Source organism: Myxococcales bacterium (genome assembly GCA_016712525.1).
In the GTDB taxonomy this organism is placed as follows: domain Bacteria; phylum Myxococcota_A; class Polyangia; order Polyangiales; family Polyangiaceae; genus JAAFHV01.
Map to the genome: position 1 here is coordinate 1,531,743 of JADJQX010000008.1, position 23,425 is coordinate 1,555,167.

22 protein-coding genes are annotated in these 23,425 nt (G+C 69.6%); 11 read left to right on the forward strand and 11 right to left on the reverse strand.

Annotated features, from left to right (window positions below):
• The first annotated feature begins 3 nt into the window (after nt 1–3).
• Nucleotides 4–1,878 (forward strand): hypothetical protein, encoded by a 1,875-nt coding sequence (locus IPK71_36050; protein MBK8219170.1) that lies wholly within the window; start codon nt 4–6, stop codon nt 1,876–1,878.
• Between the two features lie 34 nt (nt 1,879–1,912).
• On the opposite strand, the gene IPK71_36055 is transcribed toward IPK71_36050, so the two are convergent.
• Nucleotides 1,913–2,914: a PEGA domain-containing protein gene (locus IPK71_36055; GenBank protein MBK8219171.1), complete on the reverse strand. Its 1,002-nt coding sequence runs from the start codon at nt 2,912–2,914 to the stop codon at nt 1,913–1,915.
• The gene (locus tag IPK71_36060) at nt 2,911–4,428 is read right to left on the reverse strand and encodes a protein kinase (protein ID MBK8219172.1); all 1,518 of its coding nucleotides are present in this window, start codon (nt 4,426–4,428) and stop codon (nt 2,911–2,913) included. The genes IPK71_36055 and IPK71_36060 overlap by 4 nt, the downstream gene beginning before the upstream one ends.
• Before the next feature lie 71 nt (nt 4,429–4,499).
• Here IPK71_36060 and zwf point away from each other — a divergent pair, with 71 nt between their 5' ends.
• Complete coding sequence (gene zwf, locus IPK71_36065; protein ID MBK8219173.1) at nt 4,500–5,894, forward strand: glucose-6-phosphate dehydrogenase; 1,395 nt, start codon at nt 4,500–4,502, stop codon at nt 5,892–5,894.
• Nucleotides 5,895–5,980: 86 nt separating this feature from the next.
• Nucleotides 5,981–6,442 carry a hypothetical protein gene (locus tag IPK71_36070; protein MBK8219174.1) on the forward strand — a complete coding sequence of 154 codons (462 nt, stop codon included), beginning with the start codon at nt 5,981–5,983 and terminating at the stop codon, nt 6,440–6,442.
• A gap of 21 nt (nt 6,443–6,463) precedes the next feature.
• Here the strand turns inward: IPK71_36070 and IPK71_36075 are convergent, their stop codons facing one another.
• From IPK71_36075 to IPK71_36095, 5 genes are all read right to left on the reverse strand, one after another.
• Nucleotides 6,464–8,335, reverse strand: coding sequence for a serine/threonine protein kinase (locus IPK71_36075; protein ID MBK8219175.1), 1,872 nt, complete (start codon nt 8,333–8,335; stop codon nt 6,464–6,466).
• 71 nt (nt 8,336–8,406) lie between these two features.
• A complete protein-coding gene (locus IPK71_36080; protein ID MBK8219176.1) occupies nt 8,407–9,093 on the reverse strand; it encodes an FAD-dependent oxidoreductase in 687 nt (228 codons plus the stop codon).
• A gap of 13 nt (nt 9,094–9,106) precedes the next feature.
• Complete coding sequence (locus IPK71_36085) at nt 9,107–10,024, reverse strand: hypothetical protein (GenBank protein ID MBK8219177.1); 918 nt, start codon at nt 10,022–10,024, stop codon at nt 9,107–9,109.
• A gap of 67 nt (nt 10,025–10,091) precedes the next feature.
• A complete protein-coding gene (locus IPK71_36090; GenBank protein MBK8219178.1) occupies nt 10,092–10,691 on the reverse strand; it encodes a hypothetical protein in 600 nt (199 codons plus the stop codon).
• Between the two features lie 31 nt (nt 10,692–10,722).
• Nucleotides 10,723–11,274 (reverse strand): cytochrome c maturation protein CcmE, encoded by a 552-nt coding sequence (locus IPK71_36095; protein MBK8219179.1) that lies wholly within the window; start codon nt 11,272–11,274, stop codon nt 10,723–10,725.
• A 190-nt stretch (nt 11,275–11,464) separates the two neighbouring features.
• Here IPK71_36095 and IPK71_36100 point away from each other — a divergent pair, with 190 nt between their 5' ends.
• Entirely contained in the window at nt 11,465–11,980 is a 516-nt protein-coding gene (locus tag IPK71_36100; GenBank protein ID MBK8219180.1) for an HNH endonuclease, read from the forward strand.
• Nucleotides 11,981–12,133: 153 nt separating this feature from the next.
• Here the strand turns inward: IPK71_36100 and IPK71_36105 are convergent, their stop codons facing one another.
• A complete protein-coding gene (locus IPK71_36105) occupies nt 12,134–12,688 on the reverse strand; it encodes a TonB family protein (GenBank protein MBK8219181.1) in 555 nt (184 codons plus the stop codon).
• A 102-nt stretch (nt 12,689–12,790) separates the two neighbouring features.
• Here IPK71_36105 and IPK71_36110 point away from each other — a divergent pair, with 102 nt between their 5' ends.
• Nucleotides 12,791–13,279, forward strand: a complete 489-nt coding sequence (locus IPK71_36110) for a hypothetical protein (GenBank protein ID MBK8219182.1) — start codon at nt 12,791–12,793, stop codon at nt 13,277–13,279.
• A gap of 19 nt (nt 13,280–13,298) precedes the next feature.
• Here the strand turns inward: IPK71_36110 and IPK71_36115 are convergent, their stop codons facing one another.
• Nucleotides 13,299–13,610 (reverse strand): tetratricopeptide repeat protein, encoded by a 312-nt coding sequence (locus IPK71_36115; protein ID MBK8219183.1) that lies wholly within the window; start codon nt 13,608–13,610, stop codon nt 13,299–13,301.
• A gap of 176 nt (nt 13,611–13,786) precedes the next feature.
• On the opposite strand from IPK71_36115, the gene phaZ reads away from it, so the two are divergent.
• The 3 genes from phaZ to hpt all read left to right on the forward strand — a co-directional run bounded on the left by phaZ (nt 13,787) and on the right by hpt (nt 16,511).
• Nucleotides 13,787–15,106 carry a polyhydroxyalkanoate depolymerase gene (gene phaZ, locus IPK71_36120; protein MBK8219184.1) on the forward strand — a complete coding sequence of 440 codons (1,320 nt, stop codon included), beginning with the start codon at nt 13,787–13,789 and terminating at the stop codon, nt 15,104–15,106.
• Nucleotides 15,103–15,885, forward strand: coding sequence for a 3-hydroxybutyrate dehydrogenase (locus IPK71_36125; GenBank protein MBK8219185.1), 783 nt, complete (start codon nt 15,103–15,105; stop codon nt 15,883–15,885). Before phaZ ends, IPK71_36125 begins: the two co-directional genes overlap by 4 nt.
• Before the next feature lie 101 nt (nt 15,886–15,986).
• Nucleotides 15,987–16,511 (forward strand): hypoxanthine phosphoribosyltransferase, encoded by a 525-nt coding sequence (gene hpt, locus IPK71_36130; GenBank protein ID MBK8219186.1) that lies wholly within the window; start codon nt 15,987–15,989, stop codon nt 16,509–16,511.
• A gap of 16 nt (nt 16,512–16,527) precedes the next feature.
• On the opposite strand, the gene IPK71_36135 is transcribed toward hpt, so the two are convergent.
• Nucleotides 16,528–17,304: a phytanoyl-CoA dioxygenase family protein gene (locus IPK71_36135; protein MBK8219187.1), complete on the reverse strand. Its 777-nt coding sequence runs from the start codon at nt 17,302–17,304 to the stop codon at nt 16,528–16,530.
• Between the two features lie 17 nt (nt 17,305–17,321).
• Complete coding sequence (locus IPK71_36140; protein MBK8219188.1) at nt 17,322–18,299, reverse strand: aldo/keto reductase; 978 nt, start codon at nt 18,297–18,299, stop codon at nt 17,322–17,324.
• A 28-nt stretch (nt 18,300–18,327) separates the two neighbouring features.
• Here IPK71_36140 and IPK71_36145 point away from each other — a divergent pair, with 28 nt between their 5' ends.
• From IPK71_36145 to IPK71_36155, 3 genes are all read left to right on the forward strand, one after another.
• On the forward strand, nt 18,328–19,758 hold the full coding sequence (locus tag IPK71_36145) for a HAMP domain-containing protein (GenBank protein MBK8219189.1): 1,431 nt from the start codon (nt 18,328–18,330) through the stop codon (nt 19,756–19,758).
• Nucleotides 19,759–19,828: 70 nt separating this feature from the next.
• Entirely contained in the window at nt 19,829–21,046 is a 1,218-nt protein-coding gene (locus IPK71_36150) for a beta-lactamase family protein (protein ID MBK8219190.1), read from the forward strand.
• Nucleotides 21,047–21,229: 183 nt separating this feature from the next.
• A complete protein-coding gene (locus IPK71_36155; GenBank protein MBK8219191.1) occupies nt 21,230–23,290 on the forward strand; it encodes a hypothetical protein in 2,061 nt (686 codons plus the stop codon).
• Nucleotides 23,291–23,425 lie beyond the last annotated feature (135 nt).

The following is a 23,425-nucleotide window of genomic DNA, read 5'->3' on the forward strand; positions in this document are numbered from 1 at the left end:
GGCATGAGGCTACGCGGTGTGATCGCGGCTGGGGTGCTCGCGGGGGCGGTCGGGGTGTCGGTGGCGTGCACCAAAGACCCACCCGGCGAGGTGGTGCTCTCGTTCCAGACCGACATGTCGGTCCCGAAGGACGTGTCGGCGGTGGTGCTCTCGATCACGTCGAGCGGCCGCACGCTCTTCGAGGAGCAGTACAACGTCGGCCCCACGGGCGTGAAGCTCCCGTCGACGTTCGGCGTGGTCGAGGGCGAAAAAGACGAGCCCGTCACCATCAAGCTCATCGCGCTGAAGGGCACGAAGCCCGTCGTGCTCCGCGAGGTCGTCACCAAGATCCCGAAGGGTCGCGTCGCGGGCATGAAGATGCCCATCGAGTGGCTCTGCGCCGGCGAGTCGTCGGTCAAAGGGGAGATCCGCCAAGCCGCCGAGAACCAGTGCCCCGCGGGTCAGACGTGCTCGGCGGGCTCGTGTGTCCCGTCCGACTCGTTCCCCCTCGACGACCCGTACGACGCAAAGAACGTGTTCGGCGGCGGCGACGACAAAGGCCAGGGCGGGAGCTGCTTCTCGACCGAGTCGTGTTTCTCGGCCGTGCAGACCGTGGCGGTCACCCCGGTCGACGACGGCTCGGCCTGCGCGTTCACCCTCGACGGCGTGAGGAACGTGGCCCTCGAGCCCGAAGACAGGGCGACCGGGATCGGCACCGGCCCGAACGGAACGGGGCCTTTCCTCGTCCCGCTCGACCAGGGAAAATCCGGCTTCGAGCTGCAAGGCAGCCGCGTCACGTTGCCACGCGCCGTGTGCACCCGCATCGCCAAAGGCATCGCCGGAACGTCAGAGCGCCTTCGCGTGTATGCTACACGTTCTTGCTCGCCGAAGACGAACCGTACCCCCACGTGCGGCGCGTGGAGCGCAGTCACGAAGCCCACGCCGACCGAGGACGCGGGCACCGCGGCCGAAGGTGGAAACCCGAACTGGAAGTCGGTCCCCGTCCGGAAGCCGCGTTCGCTCCGCGTCGCCGGCCCACCCAACGCGCGCCGCCTCTACTTCGTCGTCGATGAGGGAACCGGCAGCAAGGTGCTCTCGTGCGACGCAGCCAGTTGCAGCGAGGCGGGTTTGCGGTGCGAGGCCAGCTTCACGAGCCAGATCGGTGTAATTTCCCCGTTTCAGCGGACGAACACCGATCCGGTGGCGGCGATCTACGCGATCAACCGAGCTCAAGCCGTCGAGGTGGCCGACACGTCGAGCGCGTGCGCGGTCGGAAAACCCGTCGCGTTCCCGGGAGCTCCGCCCCTGATGTGGGACCTCGTCGCCCTCGAAAAGGAGCTGCTCCTGATGGGTGACAACCAGCTCGGCTCGTGCTCGATGAGCGCGCTCGACAAGTGCGACGTGGTTCGTCCGATCAGGTCGTTCGGCGCGCCCGCGCCCGGAAAGCTCTCTGCGGGCAACGGCGTCGCCTACATCCACGGCACCGAGGTCGGCGGTTGCACCACGAGCGCTTGCTCGACGACGACGAGCAAAGACGTCGCCGTCGACAACGCGACCCCGCTCGCGATCGTCGCCGACTCGCCGCTCTACTACTGGATCCAGGGGAGCGTTGGCGGCAGCACAGTCGTTCGCGACTGCCCGACGTCGCCAGAGTGTCGAGGGGCGGACCGCACTGAAGCGGGCGTCTATTTCGATCTCGCCGTGAACAGCCAGTATGTCTACGTGGCGACCTCCACAGGGCTCTCGCGCATTCGGCAGCTCCAACAAGGGGAGCCCCCGGGACCCAAGCGGCCCGAGTCGGTCGACAGCTCGAGCCCATACAACGAGGTCAAGGTCGACGGAGACGTGGCCTATTACCTGAGCGACACCGCGGTCGTGCGCTTCCGCGACGGACAGTGAGCGCGCGCGAACGACGCTCCGTTCACGGTCCGCCTCACCGGAGGAGCGGGGCCTGCACGGTGCCGGGGTCCATCGTGCCGATGACCTGGGGCTGGGCCTCGCCCGGCTTGAAGATGAAGTAGCCACCGACGGCCGCGCCCGACGCGAGCACCACGCCGCCGGCGACCCACACCCACGCGGGGATGCCCGAGGCCTCTTTTTCCAGGGTCACGTCGACCCGGCGCGTCTCGCCGTCTTGCACGAGCACCTCGCCCGTGTGCGCGCGGAAGCCCTTCGCGGTGACGCGCAGCGTGTGACCGCCGCTCGGGACCTTGCCCACGTACGCGCCCGTGCCGACGGCTTTCCCGTCGACGAAGATGGCATCGCCCGGGGCAGCGTGCACCGAGATCGTGCCCTCGTGGACCTCGCGCTCGAGGGGCCACGCGAGCACGAGCGGAGCGCCTCCGGCCACCTTCACGCGCTCGGTCCTCTCACGAAACCCCTTCTTTTTCAGGGTGATCGTGTGCTCGCCCACGTCGACGAGGGGCTTCTTCTCGAGGGGCGTCGTGCCGAACGCGAGCCCGTCGACGAGGACGTCGGCCCCCGCCTCGTTGGTCGTGAGGTCGAGCGGTGACACGAGCGCCTTCACGCTCTCGACGAGCCCGTCGACCTCTTTCGTGTCGGCCTCGGTGAGCTTGTCGCGCGCCTCGACGCGGTAACGCTCGAGGAGCCCGAGCATCTTGGCGTAGTGGCGGAGCGACTTCTCGCAGACGGCCATGTTCCAGAGGAGGAGCGGATTCTTCGACGCGGCGAACGCGCTCTCGAACTTCACGAGCGCCGAGGCAAAGTCGCCGTCTTGGTAGAGCACACGCGCCGCGACGTAGTCGGCCTTGGCCATGCCGGTGAGCGTGTCGCCGAGCGAGGCCCCGGCCGGGGTCGACTCGGCGGGCTTGGGCTCGGTCGCAGGCGCAGCAGGGTCGGCGGCGAGGGCGGGGCGGGCCGCTCCCATGGCACCCAAGAGCGCGAAAACAATCGATATTTTGGCAACGTTCTTCATTTGAGCCCGCTCATCGTGTGAATGTTCGGTGCAGCTTGGGAGGGCGCCGGGGGAGCCGACGCGACGGGAGACGCCGTGGCCGACTTGGCGGGCACGGGAACCTTGGGGGCCTTGTCGACCTTCGGGCCGACGGGCGCGGACGACACCGAGGGAGCCGGCGCCGCGGACGGGACCAACGCGACGAGCGCGCTCGGCGACGACGAGGGCTCGGTGGTCGCGGAGGGCAACGCCGAGGGCTTCGGAGGGAGCTCGGCGACGACGCTGGCGGAGCTCGACGGCGCGCTCACGGGCCCCGGATCCCCGACGCTCTTCAGCGCCAGCCCACCTGCCGCGACGAGCGCCACGACCGCGAGCGCCGCGCCCACCACGAGCGGGCTGCGCGAGGCGCGAGGGGTGACCGGGATCGCCGTGACGCCGCGCACGCTGCCCTCTTCGGCGTCGCGGACCTCGATGGCCTTGGGCGTCGGACCGTCCTCATCGGAGACGACGAGCTTCGGAGACGGCGCGACCTGCGTGACCACGGGCTGCGCGGCCCGCTCTTCGGCATCGACCAGGGAAGGTGGGCGCACGGTCTCGGCCGTGCCGAGCGCGGGGTCGTCTCCGCTGCGCCCGAGCACACGCTCGATCTGAGACACTCGCGCCTTCGCGCTCTCGTCCTGGGTGAACGGGAGGAGCGCACGCGCGAGCGCGCCCACGTCGCGGTAGCGGTAGTCGCGGTCCTTCGAGAGGCACTTTTCGCACACGCGGGCGATGCCCTCGTCCACGCCGGGCACCACCTCTCCGAGCGGCTGGGCGCGATCCATCGAGATGGCGGCGATGATCGACGCGGCGTTGTCCCCCGAGAACGGGAGCTTGCCCGAGAGGAGCTCGAACAAGATGACACCGAGCGCCCACACGTCGCTCCGCGCGTCGACCTCGGCCGCCGAGCGGATCTGCTCGGGCGACATGTAGTACGGCGTGCCCATGATGACCGAGGTCGCCGTGAGCTTCTTCGTGTCGTTCTTGACCTTGGAGATGCCGAAATCGAGCACCTTGAGCACGACGCGGCCGCCCGGCTGACGCGCCATGAACAGGTTCGCGGGCTTGAGATCGCGGTGCACGATGCCGAGCGCGTGCGCCTCGGCGAGGGGGAGGCAGGCGTCGAGGATGGCCTTCACGGCGTCGTCGGAGGAGAGCGGCCCGCGGGTCTCGAGCACGCGCTCGAGGTCCTCTCCTTCGAGGTACTCCATGACCATGAAGGGCTCGCCGGTGTCGAGCGCGCCGACGTCGAGCACCCGGGCGACGTTCTCGCTCTTGATGACCGCCGCCGCGCGCGCCTCACGCTGGAACCGCTCGGCGATATCCGGGTGGGACGCGACCTCGCTGCGCAAGAGCTTGAGCGCGACGGGCTGATCGAGCACGAGGTGCGTGGCGGCGAACACCACGCCCATGCCGCCTTCACCGAGCTTTCGCTCGAGCCGGTACTTGCCCCCTAGGACTTCACCCGTGACGTCACCGTCGAGATCGAGGCCCACGAGCTCAAGGATAACCGAAAGGACGCCCTCGCGGAAAAAGTCGCGCGTAGCATGAGGCGAGGAGGCGCACTTTGACACGACCCGACACCACCCAGTCCGACGCGTTCGTGTTCTTCGGAGCGACGGGGGACCTCGCGTTCAAGAAAATCTTTCCGGCCCTTCAGGCGCTCGTGAAGCGTGACCGGCTCGACATCCCCGTCGTGGGCGTCGCCAAGGCGGGCTACACGCGCGAGATGCTCGTGAACCGGGCGAGAGAGAGCCTCGTCGCCGCCAAGTGCCTCGACGAAGAGGCCTTCACGAAGCTCGCGTCTCACATCCGGTACGTCGACGGCGACTACAACGACCCGCACACCTTTCAGCAGATCCGCACCCAACTGGCCACGGCCTCGCGGCCCATTCACTACCTGGCGATCCCGCCGAGCATGTTCCCCACGGTCGTGCACAGGCTGCACGAGGCCGGCTGCACCACCAACGCGCGCGTGGTGGTCGAGAAGCCCTTCGGGCGCGATCTCGGCACGGCGCGGGCCCTGAACCACACGCTGCACACGGCCTTCCCCGAGGATTGCATCTTCCGTATCGACCACTACCTCGGCAAAGAGGCCGTCCAAAACATCTTGTATTTCCGGTTCGCGAACGCGTTCCTCGAGCCCATCCTGAATCGGCAGTACGTCGAAAACGTGCAGATTACACTCGCCGAGTCGTTCGGCGTGCAGGGGCGCGGGCGCTTCTACGAAGAGGCCGGGGTGGTGCGCGACGTCATCCAGAACCACCTCCTCCAGATGGTGAGCTACCTCGCCATGGAGGCGCCCTCGAGCACGTACGCCGAGGCCATCCGCGACGAGCAGGCCAAGGTGCTGCGCACGATCCGCCCGATGAGCCACGAGGACACCGTGCTCGGGCAGTTCCGTGGCTACCGCGACGAGGCGGGAGTCGCCCCGAGCTCGACGGTGCCCACCTACGCGGCGCTGCGCATGTACGTCGACTCGTGGCGGTGGGAGGGCGTCCCGTTCTGCGTACGGGCCGGAAAATCGCTCGCGATGTCGTGCGCCGAGGTGATGGTGGAGCTCAAGAACCCGCCTCAGGTGGTGTTCAAAGAGGCCGCGCCGACGATGGGCAACTACCTTCGCTTCCGGCTCGCGCCGAAGGTCACGATCGCGCTCGGGGCGCGCCGAAAACAGCATGGCGAGCGCATGATCGGCGCGCCCGTCGAGCTCTCGGTGGTCGAAGAGCCCGCGCAGGGCCAAGACGGCCGCATGGAGGCGTACGAGCGCCTCTTGGGCGACGCGATGGCGGGCGACGCGACGCTCTTCGCGCGCCAGGACGTGGTCGAGGCCGCGTGGGCGATCGTCGACCCCGTCATCGGCGGCGACGTGGCCCCCCTCCCCTACGAGCCTGGGAGCTGGGGGCCCGTCGAGGCCGACCGCTTGGTCACCGACATCGGCGGCTGGAACACGCCCGTGCCCTGAGCGCATGGCCAGCAACGGCCTCGCGGGGAGGAAAAAATCGTCGAGGGTCGAGATCGTCGCGTGGACCCGCGCGTCTAGGACCTCCCATGCGCAAAGCCCCACGCCTCGCCGTGCTCTCCGCCGCGCTCCTCTGCCTCCTGTCGGTCTCGGCCCCGTCCCTCGCTTGCGGCGGCGCCGAGCCCCCACCGCCTCAACGCCCCGTCTCGACGCGGGAACAGGCCGACCGCCTCCTTCGTGAAGCGAGCCAAAACGAGCGCGAGGCCGACGAGCTGCTCGTCTCGGCCAAGACGCTCTCGGCGCGCGCCATCCTCCTCCGAGACCGCGCACAAAAGCTCACGGGGCGGGCTCGCGTCGAGCTCCTCGCCGACGCCGCCGACCTCGACAGGGACGCCGCCGAAGCCCGCGCCTCGGCAGCATCTCACCGCGTCGTCGCGGCGCGTCTCCGCGAAGAAGCGACCCGAGTCTTGGCGGGCAACCCCTCCCCGAGGCCCCCGGGCTGGAAGCCTCCGGGCTGGAAATCGCCCCAGCCCGTGGTCGCGATCTTCTGACGTCCCCTTCTGCGCGAGGGGTCAGGCCTTGGGCTCGTCGCGGGTGCTCGGAGGCGCCGCGTCGACCTTGGTCATCGTTCCCTGGTCCTCTTGGTCTTTGACCGGAGGAACGGGGAGCGAGGCTTTTTTGCGGCCCACGCCGGGTGGGTACTGTTTGGGGAGGCCCTCGAGCGGAATGGCCGCGAGCATCGCCTCGAGGGCGGCCGCGTCCTTCGGGCGATCCACGGCCTTCTTCTTGAGGCAGAGGAGCACGAGGTCGTCGAGGGCCTTCGGGATGTCGAGGTCGGGGCGACGGGTGCGCATCGGCTCGGGAGCCTGGCGCTGGTGCATGTCGAGCAGCTCACGCCGCGAGGGCGCCTGGATGGGGAGCTCGCCGGTGAACGCCTCGTACATCAGCACACCGAAGGCGTAGAGGTCGGTGCGCGGCTCGACGGGAGCGCCGATGCACTGCTCCGGGGCCATGTACTCGGGGGTGCCGAGCGTGTAGCCCTGCTGCGTGAGAGACTCGGCCGAGGTGAGCTTGCTCATGCCGAAGTCGAGCACCTTGGCGTGGCCGTCGTCGCACAAGAAGATGTTGCCCGGCTTGAGATCGCGGTGGACCACGTCTTTCGTGTGGGCGGCTTGGAGCGCGCGGCAGACGTCGATGAAAATGGGGATGCCGAAGCCCGGCGTGACGACGTAGTCGCGTGAGAGCTTGTCGGCGAGCGACTTCCCGTGGAGCCGCTCCATGACGACGTACATGGAGCCGTCGGGCATTTGGTCGAGGTCGAGCACGCGGCACACGTTCGGGTGCTCGATGTGCACCTGGATGTGGGCCTCGCGACGGAGCCTCGCGATCTCGCCACCGTCGCGCGCGGCGGCCCCGCGGAGCACCTTCACGGCGACCTCGTGACCGAGCGAGGTGTGCTCGGCCGCGTACACGACGCCGATGCCGCCGGAGCCTATTTTTCGCCCGATTTTGTACTTGGCGCCCAGCACCGTGCCGGTGAGCTCGCCCTGCATTTGGGGCGCGGTCTCGCCGCGGAGATCGAGGCCACGCTCGAGCGCCTTGATGCGGTTCTTCTCGAACACGCGGAGCGCCTCTTCGCCCTTCGTGCGGTCGAAGAAGAAGCCCACGCCCGCGCCGAGCGCGCCGCCCAAGACCGCGCCCAGGATGGCGGCCGGGATGCCACCCACGACGGCCATGAGCGCGCCCACGAGCACCGCCGCCGCGAGGCCGACCGCGAGCGCTCCACGCGCCGGGCGAGAGGCCTGCCACGATACGTGATAGATGCACGAATCGCCGCCCTTCGCGAGGCAGCTCTCGTGCGTGATCGTCGCCTCGTCGAGGCCCCAGATGCGCGGAAACGACGAGAGCTGGCCCTCGCGCGCGGCGCAGAGCACGTCCTCCCCGGCGGCGTCGGCGTCGATGCCGTCCTCGATCGCGTCGGGGCGAAGCTTGTAGGCTACACGGAGCTCGGAGATCGTCGACTTCTTGGCGCCGGCCTTCTGTTTGCCGCCGGCGGTCTCGTCGAGCTCGTACACGGCGATGCGTGTGATCTCTTTGTAGTTTTGGGCGAGGAACCGGTACGCGTCCACCGGGTGCTCGGCCGTGCGGAGCATGCGCACGAGGGTGCCGAGGGCCTCGGGGCTCGTGGCCCACTCGCCGGGTTTTCGGAGGGCATCCTCGCCGAACACCGAGACGATGCCCCGAAGGGCGCGGCGCACGGCCGTGACGGAGAGCCACGAGGTCTCGTTCTCGGCGGCGGCCGGGTCGATGCCGGCTCCGTTCAAGAGCTGACGCACGCCCTTCTCGCCCTTCTCGGAGCGGAGGCGCAGGAGGTACGGCTTCAGGACGGAGGCCCGAAGCTCCTCTTTGCCGCCCTTGGCGGTGGATTGTTTGAGAGCTCCCACGGCCAAGGAGCGTACCCGACACGGGCCCCCACGGCAGGGAAAAGACGCGGCCTCGAGCCACGCGCGCGCGCTCAGGCGTTCGCGAGCACGGGCACGCCGAAGGCCTCTTCGCGTGAGCGAAAATCGTCCATCATGGCCTTGGGGCCTGCGACCAACACCGCCGCGTGGTGCCCCGGCCTCGCGGTGAGCTCGGCGTCGACCGCCGCTTGGACGAGGCCGTCACGCACCTCGAAGGGAGGCATCGGCGCGGCGGGCTCGTCGGACAAACACACGACCACACGCGCCCCCTCTCGCACGAGCGACGCGAGCTCGCCCTCGAGCGGCACGAGGCTCGGCGTGCGGACACCGAGCACGAGGGTCACGTCGCTCGCGCGGCCCGCCTCGGACAGCGCGAGGTACACGCCTCGCACGGCCCCGAGGGCGCTCCCGACGGCCACGAGGAGCACGGCGCCCGGCTCTCCAACGGGCCTTGAAAACCCTGCAAAATCGGGCACATGAGCGGGGATCGAGGCGCCGAGGGGCGCGGAGATCAGGTGCTTCGCGGTCGTCCCCGCGTCGCGGACGAGCAGCGCCCAGAGCGGGGCTCCGGGCGGCGCGGCGAGGGCGAAGTACGCCTCTTCGGGGTCTCTCACGACGAGCACCTGGCCCGGTCGTGTGTACTTTGCAACGAGATCGGGGGACGGCTCGATCGTGACGAGCGTCATGTCTCCCCCGGCGGGCGCGCGCGCCACGAGACGGACCCGCGCCTGGGGAGCCACGGGCCTCGTCACCTCAGAACCGACCACCGAGCACGAGACCGCCATACCCACTTCCGATGACGGGAACGGGGCGAGGAAGCGAAGAAGTTTTCTCGACGGGGCCCGTGGGCTCGAGGAAGTGCCAGAGGAGACCACCGACGACGAGCACGGCGCCACCGATGATGGTCCCGGTGCCGCCGGTGCGCATGTTGACGCCTGCAGCAGCGCTGTCCTGGTCCTTATCGCGCTGAGCCTCCTGCTCCGGCGTGAGCTTGATATTGCCCTTGCTCGTATCGATACGGTTTCCAGCGGAATCGAGGCCGTAGCATTTCTGGGTGTCTCCGTCGCAGCTCGCTGGCAGCACAGGAGACGCAGCGTGCAGGACGATGCCCGTGGCGATCGCGACGACGCCACTCGCCATGACGACCCACGGGCCGGCGGTGTGCTCGCGGACGGTGACGACCTCGGTCTTGGTCTCCGGGGCAGGTGTCACGCCCGGCTTCGGCGCCTCGGAGGCGGCCTTTTTTCGCTTCTCTTCGGCGGCGGTGCGCAGGTTCGCGACGCGCGTCTCGATGGGGGCGCGATCGGCGGGCGCGAGGTTCTGCCTCGCGAGGTAGAGCTCGAGGGCGCGCACGGCCTCGTCGTACTCGCCCTGGCGCTCGAGCACGCCCGAGATCACCTGGAGAAAGCCGTGGCGGCTGCAGTCTTTTCGGTACGCCGTGAGGTACGCGGAGAGCGCTTCGGCGTAGAGGGCCTGCTCCGATTTGGTCTTGCCCTCGACGAACGACTTTCGCGCCTCTTCGGCCTCGGAGGGCTTCACCTCGGTGCACGCCGCGGGGTACGTGATCTTGTCCGCGGCCTCGGCGCGCGCCTCGACGGCGGCGACGAGAGCGAACGCGGTGAGCGCGCCGAGAGCAGTGGACCGGAGCGACGAGCGACGAGGGGAAGCCATGCGGAAGGCCCCCACGATACCGCGCCTCGCCGTGCACGGTCACGGGCCAAAACGCGCAGCACGTGGCTTACGTGCCCGCGCGGACCTTCGTGGCCTTGTCGCCGAAGCGAGTCGCGGCGTCGGCGAGCCACGCGAGGCCCCCGTGATCGGGCGGGAGGGCGCTCGCGCACAAGATGAACCCTCCGGGGCGCACCTCGGCGTGGAGCGGGGTTTGCCAGCCCATGACGAGCTTCTTGAGGCTCGGGGTGAGGCCCTCGGCGACGGCCTCGCGGCTCTCGCCGAAGGTCGCAAAGACACCATCGAACCAGGCGTCTCCGCCGCTCTGACGAGGCATGGAGACGAGGTCGAGGGGCTCCCCGAAGACGAGCTGACGGTCGCTCACGATGGCGAATTTCGCTTTGATTCTAACATCTTGTGCGATGGCCACCCAGGCCGCGACCGGCCTCACCCCCGAGGGCAGCGCGGGCGCCGGCACCTCGTGGATCATGAGGGCGATCGTGATCGACCCGATGTCTCCCGTGGCCGAGAGGGCGTGCTCGTAGCGGAGCGGCACTCGGAGCGTGGCGAACGGCTCCCAGACTCGGAGCCAACGTTCGTCGGGGCTCGGCTCGTACTTGAAGCCGTTCGTCGCCGCGAAGTGGGCGATCCACGGGATGGGCGCGGTCATGGGAGGGCTCGCGTCGAGGGGCGGAGCCCGCTCACATGGTGGGAGGCGCGTTGTGCGGCGCTTTTTCGCCGTTCTTCTGGCGCTCTTTCATCTCGTACTTGCTGGGGCACTTGGCGAGCACGGTGGTCGCCTCGAAGCTGTTGTCGGGCTGGAGCTCGCCCTCGACGGTGACGGCCACGTCCATGTCGGGCACGTCGCGGAAGGTGTCGGGCACGACGCACTGGGCGAAGCGCACGGGCACCTCGACTCCGTTCTTCTCGATCGTGAAGCGGTACTCACACGGCTGATCGCGCTTCTTCAGGGTGCCGTGCACGAGGTTTCCCTCGGCCCGGACGGCGCGGCCGGCGTACGTGGACCGGTTCTTCACGAGCTCGTCGACCGGCTTCGAGTAGATGCCCTTGCCCTCCATCCCGGAGAACACGAGCGCAACGATGGCCGCGCCCGCCATGACGAGGGGGATGACGACGAGCAGGCCCTTGCGGGTGCTCGCTCCGCCCGAGGGCTCGTCGCGCCGGCGGCGGCGCACCGGGACTTCGTGGCCGTCGTCGGGGGACTCTGTGTCGGGCGCCTTGGGCTCGGTCATGGCTCCGAAAGCTTAGGGCGTTCCCGGGCCCCCGTCCACCCGGGGCCTCCGCTCGAATTTCTTCGAGGCGTTGCTACGTTTTCCTGTGGGCCCTCCGAGCCTGTCGGAGCTTCTCCTCGAGGTGCGTGCCGTGAGCGACGTCCTTACCAAGCCGGTCCTCGTCCTGAATCGCTACTTTGCGCCGGTGCAGATGACCACCGCGAAGCGCGGCATGGTGCTGCTCTACGGCGGCGCGGCCCACGCGCTCGACGAGTCGGGCGAGCCGTGCGACTTCGAGAGGTGGCGCGCGCTCCCGGTCCGCGCCTCGGACGACGCCCTGCCCATCGTCGGTGGCGCGCTGCGGATCCCACGGGTCTTGCACCTCGTGCGGTACGAGCGCACGCCCCGGCTGGCGATTCGGCTCACGCGCCGTAACCTCATGATCCGAGACGATTTTCAGTGCCAGTACTGCCAGAAGCGGCCCCCCACGCGGGACCTCAACATCGACCACGTGCAGCCGCGCTCGCGGGGCGGCGGAGACACGTGGGAGAACCTCGTCATCGCGTGCCGCACCTGCAATTTGAAGAAGGGCTGGAAGACGCCCGAGGAGGCCAACATGCGCCTCTTGAAGAAGCCCGTGCGCCCGCGGTGGGCGCTCACGACGCACCTCGTGATGTCCACCGAGACGCGTTTTCCCGAGTGGGAGCCGTACCTCGAGGCGGGCTGAGGGTGTCGGGGGGCCCTCCCCTGAGCGGCGGAGCCGCGATTTGGGGAGGGCCGACGGCGCGAAGCGCCGGCGGGGTGGGGCACCTCCTGCTGGAGGATGCCGACCCGAGCGCCGTGGGCGTGCTCGGCGACGCGCGCCGGCCGGGTGGGGCACCTACTGCTGGATGATGCCTGCGTCGCGGGCGGCGCGGAACTGGTCGAGGTTCCGCTTGAAGTTGAACGGGTAGTGCGCGCGCGTCTCGAGACCCTTGGCGCTGGGCGGGAATTTCAGGGTCTTCATGACGTCGACGAGGCACTTGCCGACGGCCTCGTCGCCCACGTTGGTGTGCGCCGGATCGACGGCCACGTCGGTGAGGTTGCCCTGCGGGTCGATGACGAATTTCACGTCGACGTCGCCCTCGATTTTGGGGTTCTTGGAGGCGACCTTGTCGTAGCAGGCGCGGGTCTCGGGCTTCTTGGCGCGCACCTTGGCGGCGATGTCCTCGGCGGAGCGGCCGTCGCTCTTCGTCTCGAGCTTCTGGCCGAGGCCCGCGTCCTCTTCGACGCGCGTCGTGGTGGAGCCGGGGCTCGTGGGCTCGGCCGACGGGGTGGGCGCGGAGCTCGCGGCGGGCTGCGGGTCCGGGGCCTTGACCGTGCTGCCTCCGCACGCGGCGAAGACGGCGACGAGCGCGGCAGGGGCGAGGACGGCGAGGCGGACGAGAGATCGCATGCGCGAAACGCTACCTTATCCGCGCCCGAACGAGGGATTTTCCACGCCCGATCACGCCCACGGCTCGACGGGCGGGCGGCTTCGTGCTGAGTAAGGGGCGTGATGCGTCGAGCGCTCGCGGTTCTGTTCGTCTTGGGGGTGGCCGGGCTCGGCGGCGGGCTCTTCCTCGCCTGCCGCGACGACTCCCCTCCCGCGCAGGCGTGCCGCAACATTCCGGCCGGGGGCTGCCCGCGCGCGCGCGGCGTCGCGTGCACCGATCCGGCGTGCGAGGCCGTGTACCTCTGCAACGAGGACGGCACGTGGACCCTCGAGCGCACCTGCCCGAAGCGCCAAGAGCTCCCCGACACGGCCCCGCCCCCCGCCGAGGGAGACGGCGCTCCGCCCGCTCAGGACTCGGGCTTCGTCGTCCCGCCCGGCGCCAACGGCGGCCCCGGCTGCCTGCCCCTCCAGTCGCCCGACTGCAGCCTCGGCCTCGCGCTCTCGTGCACGAAGGGGTGCTGCGGGTGCGAGGACCTCTTCGTGTGCGAAAACGGCGGATGGAACCCGTGGGGCGTGTGCGGCGACGCGGGCGTGACCAAGACGGGCAAGTAGCGCGGGGCGCGCGCGATCGTCAGAGCGTGCCGAGCGCCGACTCCATCTCGCCGAGGGCGTGGCTGTTGCCGGTCTTTTTGGCCCACGCGATGCCGTCCTCGAGCCAGGTCCGCGCCTCGGGCTTGCGATCGGCCTCGGCGAGCATCTGGCCCACCATGAGGTACATGGCCACGTAGTCGGGCTTCTTTTGGCGGAGATCGCCGAACACCTTGAGGGCGTCGTCGACGCGGCCGCGAGTGCGGTACTCCATGCCGAGGCCGTAGTAGGCCATGGGGTCGTCGGTGCCCTTTTGCACGAGGCTCTCGAGGAAGAGGAGGCGCTTTTCGCTCATGAGGACCGCTTAGCAAACCACGGCGCGAGGGGTGAGCCGGACGCACGTGGCCGATTGTGCAGCGCAGCGCGCTTCGCAGCGCACCTTGTCGCACATTCGCATTTCCATGCGGCAATTGGTCGATTTTGCATTGCACAAATTGTTGCAGGTGCACATAGTACGGCCCAGTGCTTCCCATGCTCTACCGCCTCCACGAGCTCCAGCGTTCCCTCCTCGACCCGATGGCCCAGATCGCGGGTGTGGTCTCGTCCACGCTCCGCGACCCCACGAGCCCCTACGCGAAGCTCCCCTTCGCGCGCACGGTGGGCGCCAACCAAGGCATCGTCCATCGCCTGACGAAGCGGTTCGAGAAGCCGCCGTTCGGCATCGAGCGCGTCATGGCGCACGGGCGCGAGGTGCACGTCGCCGAGGACGTGATCCTCGAGGAGCCGTTCTGCGAGCTCGTGCGGTTCTCGCGCTCGACGGACGACCCCGCCGTGGCCGAGAAGCTGAAGAGCGACCCGAAGATCCTCGTGTGCGCGCCGCTCTCGGGCCACCACGCCACGCTGCTCCGTGACACGGTGCGCTCCCTCGTCGCCGTGGCCGACGTGTACATCACGGACTGGATCGACGCGCGCGACGTGCCGGTGTCGGCGGGCGAATTTCGCCTCGACGACTACGTGCACACGCTCGAGCGCTACATGCGGCACCTCGGCGCGAAGGACATCCACGTGATCGCGGTGTGCCAGCCCACGGTGCCCGCGCTCGGCGCCGTGGCCCTGCTCGCGGCCCGCGGGGAGGACACGCCGCGCTCGCTCACGCTCATGGGCGGCCCCATCGACGCGCGCAAGAACCCGACCCAGGTGAACGAGCTTGCGACGAAGAAGCCGCTCTCGTGGTTCGAAAAGCGCCTCGTGCACAAGGTGCCGAAGGCCTTCGCGGGCGCGGGTCGGCGCGTTTACCCGGGCTTTTTGCAGCTCACGGCGTTCGTCGCGATGAACCCGAGCCGCCACGCCGAGGCCTACTGGGACTACTGGTTCGACCTCATGAAGGGCACGAAGGGCGAGGCCGGGAGCCTCCAGCACGAGCGCTTCTACGACGACTACAACGCCGTGCTCGACATGGACGCGGCCTACTACCTCGACACGGTGAAGACCGTGTTCCAGGAGTTTTCGCTCGCGAAGGGCACGTGGGACGTGGACGGCGAGCGCGTGCGCCCCGAGGCCATCACGAAGACGGCCCTGCTCACCATCGAGGGCGAGCTCGACGACATCTGCGGCATCGGCCAGAGCGAGGCCGCCCACGGGCTCTGCTACGCGATCCCGCCCGAGAAGAAGAAACACGTGCTCGCCCAGGGCGTCGGGCACTACGGCATCTTCAGCGGCTCGAAGTGGCGCGAGAAGATCTTCCCTGTCGTGCACGAGTTCGTGCGCGAGCACGACAAGGCCCCCGAGGCGAAACTGCTGGCGAACGGCGCGACCAACGGCGTCGCGGCGAACGGCGCGGAGGTGTCGTGATGCTCCACGGGAAGACCGCCCTCGTCACGGGCTCCACGAGCGGCATCGGCCTCGCGATCGCCATGGCCCTCGCCGAGAAGGGCGCGAGCGTCGTGCTGAACGGCTTCGGCAACCCCGAAGGCCCCATCGGTGAGGTGTCGCGCTTCGCCAAGGCGGGCGCGCGTGTCGGCTTCCACGGGGCCGATCTCCGCCGCGAGGACGAGATCGCCGCGATGATGGCCTACACCGAGGCCGAGCTCGGGGGCGTCGACATCCTCGTGAACAACGCGGGGATCCAGCACGTCGCCCCGATCGAGAGCTTCCCGGTCGACAAGTGGAACGACATCCTCGCGGTGAACCTCACGGCGGCCTTCCACACGACCCGCCTCGCCCTCCCGAACATGAAGAAGCGCGGGTGGGGCCGCATCGTGAACGTCGCCTCGGTGCACGGGCTCGTGGCCTCGGCCGAGAAGAGCGCGTACGTCGCGGCGAAGCACGGCATCGTGGGCCTCACCAAGGTGACGGCCCTCGAGAACGCGCGCACCAACGTGACGTGCAACGCGCTCTGCCCGGGCTGGGTGATGACGCCGCTCGTCGAGGCGCAAATCAAGGCCCGCGCCGAGCGGGACGGGCTCGACTACGCCGAGGCGAAGCGCCTCCTCATCTCGGAGAAGCAGCCCTCGGGCGAGCCCGTGACGGCCGCCCAGCTCGCCGAGATCGTGCTCTTCTTCGCGAGCGACGCGGGCGCCCAAGTGCGCGGCGTGGCGTGGACGATGGACGGCGGCTGGACCGCGCAGTAACGCGCGGCAAGATCCATCGTAGTTACGGGAATTTGCGAAGCATGCGCGGCGCGTGCTCCTTTCCCCTTTACGGCGGGGCGCGCCGGCGCGATATCCCTCGCATGACCGAGCGCCTCGTCGAGATGATCTCCGCCGATACCCTCCGCGCACGCACGAAGGAGCTCGGCGCGAAGATAAGTGAAGACTACAAGGACCGGAACCTGGTCCTCGTCTCCATCTTGAAGGGGAGCTTCATCTTCGCGGCCGATCTCATGCGGGAGATCACGGTGCCGTGCCGCATCGACTTCTTGGGCGTGCGGTCGTACGGCGAGGGCACCGAGACGAGCGGCGTCGTGCAGATCACGAACGACCTCTCGCGCCCCATCGACGGCGCCGACGTGCTCATCGTCGAGGACATCGTCGACACCGGGCTCACCATCGCTTACCTCATGGATCTCTTCCGCACGCGGAGCCCGCGGAGCGTGAAGGTGGCGGCGCTCCTCCACAAGCCCGCGCGGGCCCGCGTGGTCGTGCCGGTCGACTATTTGGGGTTCACGATCGAGGACAAGTTCGTGGTCGGCTACGGTCTCGATTTCAACGAAAAGTACCGCAATTTGCCGTACGTCGGCATCGTCGAGCGGACCTGAGGCCCGCGGGGCGGCGTCACGCGCGGGGGAACACCTTGAAGAACGCGCGGGGGGCGCGCTTCTTCCTGCGGCACTCGGTGCGCGCGTCGAGGTAACACACGGTGAGGGCGCGGCGGGGCTTGCCCGTGGTGCTGCGCGAGGTGCGGTGCCACACGTGGTTGTGCACGAGCACGACCTCGCCGGCCTCGGCGGGCACCATGACGCTCCGAGCCTCGGGCTTCTCGCGCTCGACCGCGAAGTCGGGCACGACGCCGCCGAGCTTCGTCACGAGGCCCGCAGCGTGGCTCCCCGGCACGATCTCGAGGCACCCGCCGCCGAGGGGCGCGTCGTCGAGGGCGGTCCACACTTGGAGGCCCGGCTCGCGATCGAGGCCCCAAAAGTCGCCGCCGTCTTGGTGCCAGGGGAGGTCGGAGCCGCCGGTGCGCGCGGCCTTGTTGAAGACGAGCGCGCGGTAGAGGGTCACGTCCCCCCCGTAGACCGTGCGGGCGAGCGGCTCGAACATGGGGTGCGCGATCCACTCGAGAAAAACAGGGTCTTTCTCGAGCTTCTCGACCTTCCTGTACTCGAGGGTCGGCCCCTCGAACCCCTTGCCGTAGGAGAGATCTTCGTACCGGCCGGTGTCCGTGTCCTTCTGGAAGAAGAGCCCCGGGTAGGCGACCTCTCCCATCATGATGGCGTCGATGCGCGCGCGCATCGCCTCGAGGCGCTCGGGGTCGCAGAGCCTGCCGAGGCGGGCGTAGCCGTGCTCGCGGTAGTGCGCGAGGGCGGCGTCGAGATCGTAGGGCAGGTCCATGGGGTGTCTCTCTCGGCTCAGCGCGCGTAGCGGGCGTCGGTGCCCATCCATGCAAGATGCAACTTTTCGATCTCCGCGAGCAGCTCGGCCGGGAGCGGGGTCGCGAGGGCGTCCTTTGCCTCGTCGAGCTGAGGGAGGGTCGCCGGGCCGATGCACACGCCCGCGAGACCTGGGCGCGCGGCGAGGAAGCCGTACGCGAGGTGCACGAGAGACACGCCGTGCTCCCCCGCGAGCCGGGAGAGCGCGTCGCGGCGTGCGAAGAAGGCCTCGGACCAGTAGCGCCGCTCGTAGAGGCCGTTCTTGAAGAAGCGCGAGCCGCGTTTGTCGGCCTCGGGGCTCGCGTGTTTGGGTGTGAGGAGCCCGCCGGCGAGCGGGTTGTAGGCCTCGACGGGGAGGCCGTACCGCGCGGCGAAGGCGAAGTACTCGACGTCGAGCTGGCGCACGAGCACGTTGTAGAGCATCTGCGCGCGGGAGGGCCCGGGGAGCCCCATCGAACGCGCGGCGTGCACGACCTCGAGGGCCTGCCAGGACGCGAAGTTCGAGAGCCCGTACGCGCGGATTTTCCCGGCCTCGAGGAGGCGGGCCACGGCCTCGAGCGTGGCCTCGATCGGGGTCTTCGGGTCGGGCAGGTGGAGGAAGTACAGGTCAATGCATTCTACACCCAACCGCACCAGGCTCTCGTCGCACGCGGCGAGCACACGCTCGCGCGAGAGCCCCTCCGCGCCGCCTTGGCCGCGCGCCGCGCCCACCTTGGTCGAGAGGAAGACCTGCTCGCGCTTGCCGCGGATCGCCTCGCCGACGATGGACTCGCTGCGGCCCGACTCGTAGAGGTTGGCCGTGTCGACGCGCACGACGCCGCGCTCCGTCGCGCGCGCGACGAGGCGGAGGGCCTCGGCCTTCGGGGTTCGGCCGCCGAAGGTCATGGTACCCAAGGTGACCCTCGAGGGTGGCGGCGCGCCCTCGGCGGTCGTCGTGTCGCGTTCTTCGCCGCTCATGGCCCGGCATCGTATACCCTCGAACCCCATGGCGAAATCGCGCTCCGAGCCGCCCGCGACGGCGCTCGGCGCCCAGCTCCTCGGGTTCGCGGCGCTGGTCGCCCTCGTCGTCGTGTCGACGCTGTCGGTCGCGCACGTCGTGTCGCTGAAGCGCGCCCTCGACGGGGAGACCCACTTCGAGGCGGTGGGCGTCGCCACCGACCTCGCGACCCTCCGCGACGGGGCCGAGGCCCTCGACCCGGGGGAGCTCCAGCGGGCCCTCGAGCGCTTCGTTCGGCACTCGAGCGACGTCGCCTACGTGCGTGTCACCGACGCCCGCGCCCCGGACCGTGTCCTCGCCGCGGTGCCGCTCGAGGGCAAGCTCGCCCCGATGATCGACGTAGGGACCGAGCGCGACGCGGGCCTCGAGTACGCGGTCGAGGCCAAGCTCCTCCGCGACGGCGCGTGTGGCGCCAAGGCGGGTGAGTGGATCGTGCACGCGTCGGCGCTCGTCAAAGCGCGAGACGGAGCGCCGCTCGCGATCGTCGGCGTGGGCGTGCGTCCGCAGCGCATGGAGGCCCTCGTCGCCCGGTCGTTTCCCCTCGCGCTCGGCGCGAGCCTGCTCGCGTTCGTGGTCGCGGTGCTCGTCGGCCAGAGGCTCGCGCGCCGCATCACACGCCCCATCGAGGCCCTCACGGCCCGCATGGGCGACGTGGCGAAGGGCGAGCTCGGTCCGCCGGCCGACACGACCGAAGGCCCACGCGAGGTCCGCGCGCTCGCGTCGTCGTACAACGTGATGCTCGAGGGGCTCCGCCAGAAGCTCGCGCTCGAGCGCTACGTCCCCTCCCTCGCGCGAGACGGCCTCCGGAACGACTCGGGCGAGGCCGTGATCGAGGCGCGCGAGTGCTTCGCGGCGGTGCTCTTCGCCGACCTCCGCGGCTTCTCGACGCTCTCGGAGAAGCGGAGCCCCCGCGACGTGCTCGACCTCTTGAACGTGTACGCGGACGCGATGGCGAAGGTCGTCGCGGACCACCAGGGGGACGTGATCGAGCTCATGGGAGACGGCATCTTGGCCGTATTTCCCGAGACCTCGGGCGGCTTCGTGCGGGTCGTGCGGTGCGCCCTCGCGATGCAAGCCGAGCTTTCGACGCTGGCCCTCCCGGAGCTCCGCATGGGGATCGGCATCCACGCCGGCGAGGTCGTGCTCGGCACGGTCGGCACGGGCGAGCGCCTCAAGTACACCGTGGTGGGCGACGCCGTGAACGTGTCGTCGCGCATCCAGGAGCATGCACGGGATCCGTCCCGGTCGTGCGTGATGGCGAGCCGCGCGATCTTCGACCTCACGAAGGACGACGTGCCCTGGGTCCCGCGCGGCTCCGTCCCGATCCGCGGCCGCGACGGGACGATCGAGCTCTTCGAGGTCGAGCGCGCGCGCGACGATCGCCATGAAGAACATCTGCCTCCACACGACGGATCGTGAAGTATCCCTTACGTGTTCACGTAGCGTTCTGCCCATGGTTTCGAGGGGTTTCACGCCGCAAAGTAGGTCTATGAACATCGTCGCTCGCCCCATCGCCGCAGCCCTCCTCGCCACCTTCACCGCCCTCTCCGCCGCCGCCTGCGCCCCGGGAGGGGACGACGGCGCCCACGCCACGTCGGCCCTCGAGGCGCGCGGCGACACCCTCCAGACGGAGCTCGATCGCATCGTCGAGACCACGCAGAAGGAGCTCGGCGTGCCCGGCGTGCGCGCCGACGTGATCGTGGGAGATCGCCTCCGCTACACGGCCCGGGCCGGCCTCGGCGATTTCGTCGCCAAGACGCCCATCGGCGAGCACGACCACGTGCGCATCGGGAGCGTCACGAAGACGTTCACGGTGACCACGCTGCTCCGCATGGCCGACGCGGGCGTCGTGTCCCTCGACGACCACGTCTCGCGCTGGGTGCCGGGCGTGCCCAACGGCGAGGCGATCACGCTCCGCATGCTCGCGAACATGACGAGCGGCCTCGGGAGCTACACCTTCTCGCCGACGTTCCAGAAGCCGTTCTTCGCCGACCCGCAGCGCGCCTGGCAGCCGTGGGATCTCGTCGCGATCGGCGCCGGCGAGACCCGCGCGGGGTGCCCGTCGACGAAGGGCGCGGGGTGCTTCGCGCCGGGCACGGGCTTTTTCTACTCGAACACGAACACGGTCGTGCTCGCCCTCGCGCTCGAGGCCGCCGGAAAGCGCCCGTACGCCGACCTCGTCCGCGACTACGTCTTCGTCCCGTACGGCCTCCACGAGACGTCGATCCCCAAGGGGACGGAGCTCCCGAAGCCCTTCGTCCGCGGCGTCTCGACGCAAGGCCGCGACGACGGGGCGCCGCCGTACGAGGCGACGTTCTCGAGCCCGAGCTGGGCGTTCGGCGTGGGAGACGTGGTCTCGACGCCCGCGGATCTCGCGAGGTGGGCCCGCGCGCTCGGGACCGGAGAGCGGCTCTCGGCGAAGGCGAAGGCCGAGCGCTTCACGAAGCTCACCATGCCGCCGAACACGCCCGAGCGCGCCTACGCGATGGGCATCGGCTACGAGAACGGCTTCTGGGGCCACACGGGCGAGCTCCCCGGCTACAACACGTCGATCCAGTACCGCCCCGACATCGACGCGGTCGTCGTCGTGACCACGAACCGCGACGCCATCGAGGTGCCCGGCAAGGACAAGCCCGTCGACCCCGCGACCGTCGCCGCGCAGAAGATCGTCTCGGCGTTGAACCGCGAGTACCCGCTCCCGAAGTGACACGTCAGGATGCGCACGCGCGCCCGTGCGACGCCTGACGGTCCACCGGGCTCACGCGAAGGCACGAGGAAGAGGCCGCTCCCCACGCTCGGGGGCGGCCTCGTTTGCGCACATGGTCCGAGCTTTGCCTACGTGGAGCTCGTGGCCCGATCGGCCGGGCCTCGTGACAGAATCGGACCCTTCATGAAGCTCTCTCTTCTGCCGCGCTCACGCGGCTCGCTCCCGACCGTCCGCGCGCGGTCCTCCCGCGTCGGCGCGGCGCTCGTGCTCGCGGCGCTCGCGGGCACGGCCAGCCTCTCTCTCACGCACACGGGCGCGGCAAAGGCCCGCGAGCCGAGCGCGTCGCACACGATCCCGTCGAGGGACGCGTGGGACAGGTTCGTCGAGCACGAGCGGCGCGAGGCGATGCGCGCGCGGTTCTCTCCGAGTCGGACCGTGGCTCCCCTGCCCCTTCGCCCCGAGGCGCCACGCCCGCGCTCCGGGCTCGACGTGCAGAAGCGCACGATCGACCTCGACGTGGATCCGGGCACGGGCGCGGTCACGGCCACGATCGACCTCGACGTCACCGCGATCACGAGGGGCTTTTCGTTGTGCGGTCTCTCCCTCGCGCCGGGGCTCACGGTGACGGCGGCCGAGCTCGAGGGGCGCGCGGCGGAGGTGAAGGCCCTCTCGCAGGATGGCTTCGACTACTTCCAGGTCACGCTGCCCGAGGCGGTCGCCCCCGGAAAAACGTCGCGGATCCGCCTTCGGTACTCGGGCACCGCGGCGTGCTCGGATCCCGATGGCGCGTGCTCGCGTCAGCCAGGCTTCGCGCGGTACACGACGGGCTCCGTCTTCCCGTATTTTTTCGATCTCGAGAACCCATCGCCCGGGTTCGACGGCACCACGACCGACCTCACGCTGCGGGTGCCCGCGGGGCTCGACGCGGAGGTGTCGGCGGACAAGACGGGCGAGCGCGCCGAGAACGGAAAGACCGTCACGACGTGGAACGTGCCGAACCGGGTCGACCACCGGTACGGCTTCTATGCCTTCATCGGCCAGCTCGGGCGGAAGAGCATCGCCGGGCGGACCGCGCCGACGACCCTCGTCTCGCCGCCGACGCCGACGGGCGCTGACTCCAAAATCGCGGCGTGGTCGGCCGGGGCGCTCGGGTTCGTCGAAGACGTGATGGGCTCGAAGCTCCCCTTCGCGAAGCAGGCCCTCGTGCGCCTGCCCGACACGCTCCGCGACGTGGGCACGGTGAGCTACGGGATGACGCTCTTGAACGAGTCGTACGGGCGCTCGGGCGACGACGTCTACCACGAGACGTGGGTGCACGAGAACGCGCACCTCGCGTGGGCCATCGTCGTGCCCGAGGCCGAGGCGTCCCGCACGAAGATGTTCACCGAGGGCCTCGCGACGATGACCGAGATCGATTTCTCGAAGTCGCTCTTTCCGGCCGAAGACAGGGATTTTTACCTGGCGCGGCGCTACCAGGCCATTCGGCTCGACTGGCTCGTGAAGGGCACGCTCGACAAGCTCCCGCCCGTCGTCGCAACCGAGGCGGTGGCCGAGAAGATCATGCGCTCGGGCACACGCGACTACTCGGGCTGGGCCTACGAGAAGTCGAGCGCCACGCTCGATCACATCCGAGCGACGGTGGGCGACGACGCGTTCACGAAGGCGCTGCACGAGTACGTACGCACCTACGCGTGGACGGGCGCGACGCTCGACGAGTTTCGCGCGCTGCTCGAGAAGTCCAGCGGGCTCTCGCTCGGGCCGCTCTTCGACCGCTTCGTCCTGAAGACCGGGCGCCCCGAGCTCCGGATCGGCCTCACGAAGGACGCGAGCGGCAAGGTCACGGCGACCATCACGAAGGACGAGGACGGCACGTTCCCCTACGTGCTCCGCGTCACGACCGAGGACGGGCAATCGCGCGACGTGCGCGTCGTGCTCGAGGGCCAAGAGACGAAGGTGCCCCTCGAGGGCGCGGTGCTCTCGGTCGCGCATCAGCCGCGGCTCGGGGTGCTCACGAAGCCCGTGTCGGCGACGACGGGCGACGTGAACTTCGACGGGGACGCCGATGGACGTGATCTCCTCGCGTGCGCGGCGCGTGTCGGCGAGAAGTTCAAAGCCGACGCGACCACGCTCGGGCTCTGGGAGCTCGACTCACGCTTCCCCGTCGAGTGCGATCTCGACGACGACGGCGACGTGGACGACGACGACTTCGCCGCGCTCAAGTCGGCGTTCGGAGGCAACCCGTGAAATCCATCGTACTTTCGACCATTTGCGCCGCATCTTTGGCACTTTTCGGGTGCTCCGAGAGCACGCCGGAGGGCCCAGCCCCGCTGCGCGCCGTAAACGATGCGAGGCCCACGGGACCGTCGGTCACCCTCGAGA

Excerpts from the sequence above, each read along its gene's own strand:
- IPK71_36050 (MBK8219170.1), top strand. The coding sequence starts at position 4 with ATGAGGCTACGCGGTGTGATCGCGGCTGGGGTGCTCGCGGGGGCGGTC.
- IPK71_36055 (MBK8219171.1), bottom strand. The coding sequence starts at position 2,914 with ATGAAGAACGTTGCCAAAATATCGATTGTTTTCGCGCTCTTGGGTGCC.
- IPK71_36070 (MBK8219174.1), top strand. The coding sequence starts at position 5,981 with ATGCGCAAAGCCCCACGCCTCGCCGTGCTCTCCGCCGCGCTCCTCTGC.
- IPK71_36085 (MBK8219177.1), bottom strand. The coding sequence starts at position 10,024 with ATGGCTTCCCCTCGTCGCTCGTCGCTCCGGTCCACTGCTCTCGGCGCG.
- IPK71_36090 (MBK8219178.1), bottom strand. The coding sequence starts at position 10,691 with ATGACCGCGCCCATCCCGTGGATCGCCCACTTCGCGGCGACGAACGGC.
- IPK71_36095 (MBK8219179.1), bottom strand. The coding sequence starts at position 11,274 with ATGACCGAGCCCAAGGCGCCCGACACAGAGTCCCCCGACGACGGCCAC.
- IPK71_36100 (MBK8219180.1), top strand. The coding sequence starts at position 11,465 with ATGACCACCGCGAAGCGCGGCATGGTGCTGCTCTACGGCGGCGCGGCC.
- IPK71_36105 (MBK8219181.1), bottom strand. The coding sequence starts at position 12,688 with ATGCGATCTCTCGTCCGCCTCGCCGTCCTCGCCCCTGCCGCGCTCGTC.
- IPK71_36110 (MBK8219182.1), top strand. The coding sequence starts at position 12,791 with ATGCGTCGAGCGCTCGCGGTTCTGTTCGTCTTGGGGGTGGCCGGGCTC.
- IPK71_36115 (MBK8219183.1), bottom strand. The coding sequence starts at position 13,610 with ATGAGCGAAAAGCGCCTCCTCTTCCTCGAGAGCCTCGTGCAAAAGGGC.
- phaZ (MBK8219184.1), top strand. The coding sequence starts at position 13,787 with ATGCTCTACCGCCTCCACGAGCTCCAGCGTTCCCTCCTCGACCCGATG.
- hpt (MBK8219186.1), top strand. The coding sequence starts at position 15,987 with ATGACCGAGCGCCTCGTCGAGATGATCTCCGCCGATACCCTCCGCGCA.
- IPK71_36135 (MBK8219187.1), bottom strand. The coding sequence starts at position 17,304 with ATGGACCTGCCCTACGATCTCGACGCCGCCCTCGCGCACTACCGCGAG.
- IPK71_36140 (MBK8219188.1), bottom strand. The coding sequence starts at position 18,299 with ATGAGCGGCGAAGAACGCGACACGACGACCGCCGAGGGCGCGCCGCCA.
- IPK71_36145 (MBK8219189.1), top strand. The coding sequence starts at position 18,328 with ATGGCGAAATCGCGCTCCGAGCCGCCCGCGACGGCGCTCGGCGCCCAG.
- IPK71_36150 (MBK8219190.1), top strand. The coding sequence starts at position 19,829 with ATGAACATCGTCGCTCGCCCCATCGCCGCAGCCCTCCTCGCCACCTTC.
- IPK71_36155 (MBK8219191.1), top strand. The coding sequence starts at position 21,230 with ATGAAGCTCTCTCTTCTGCCGCGCTCACGCGGCTCGCTCCCGACCGTC.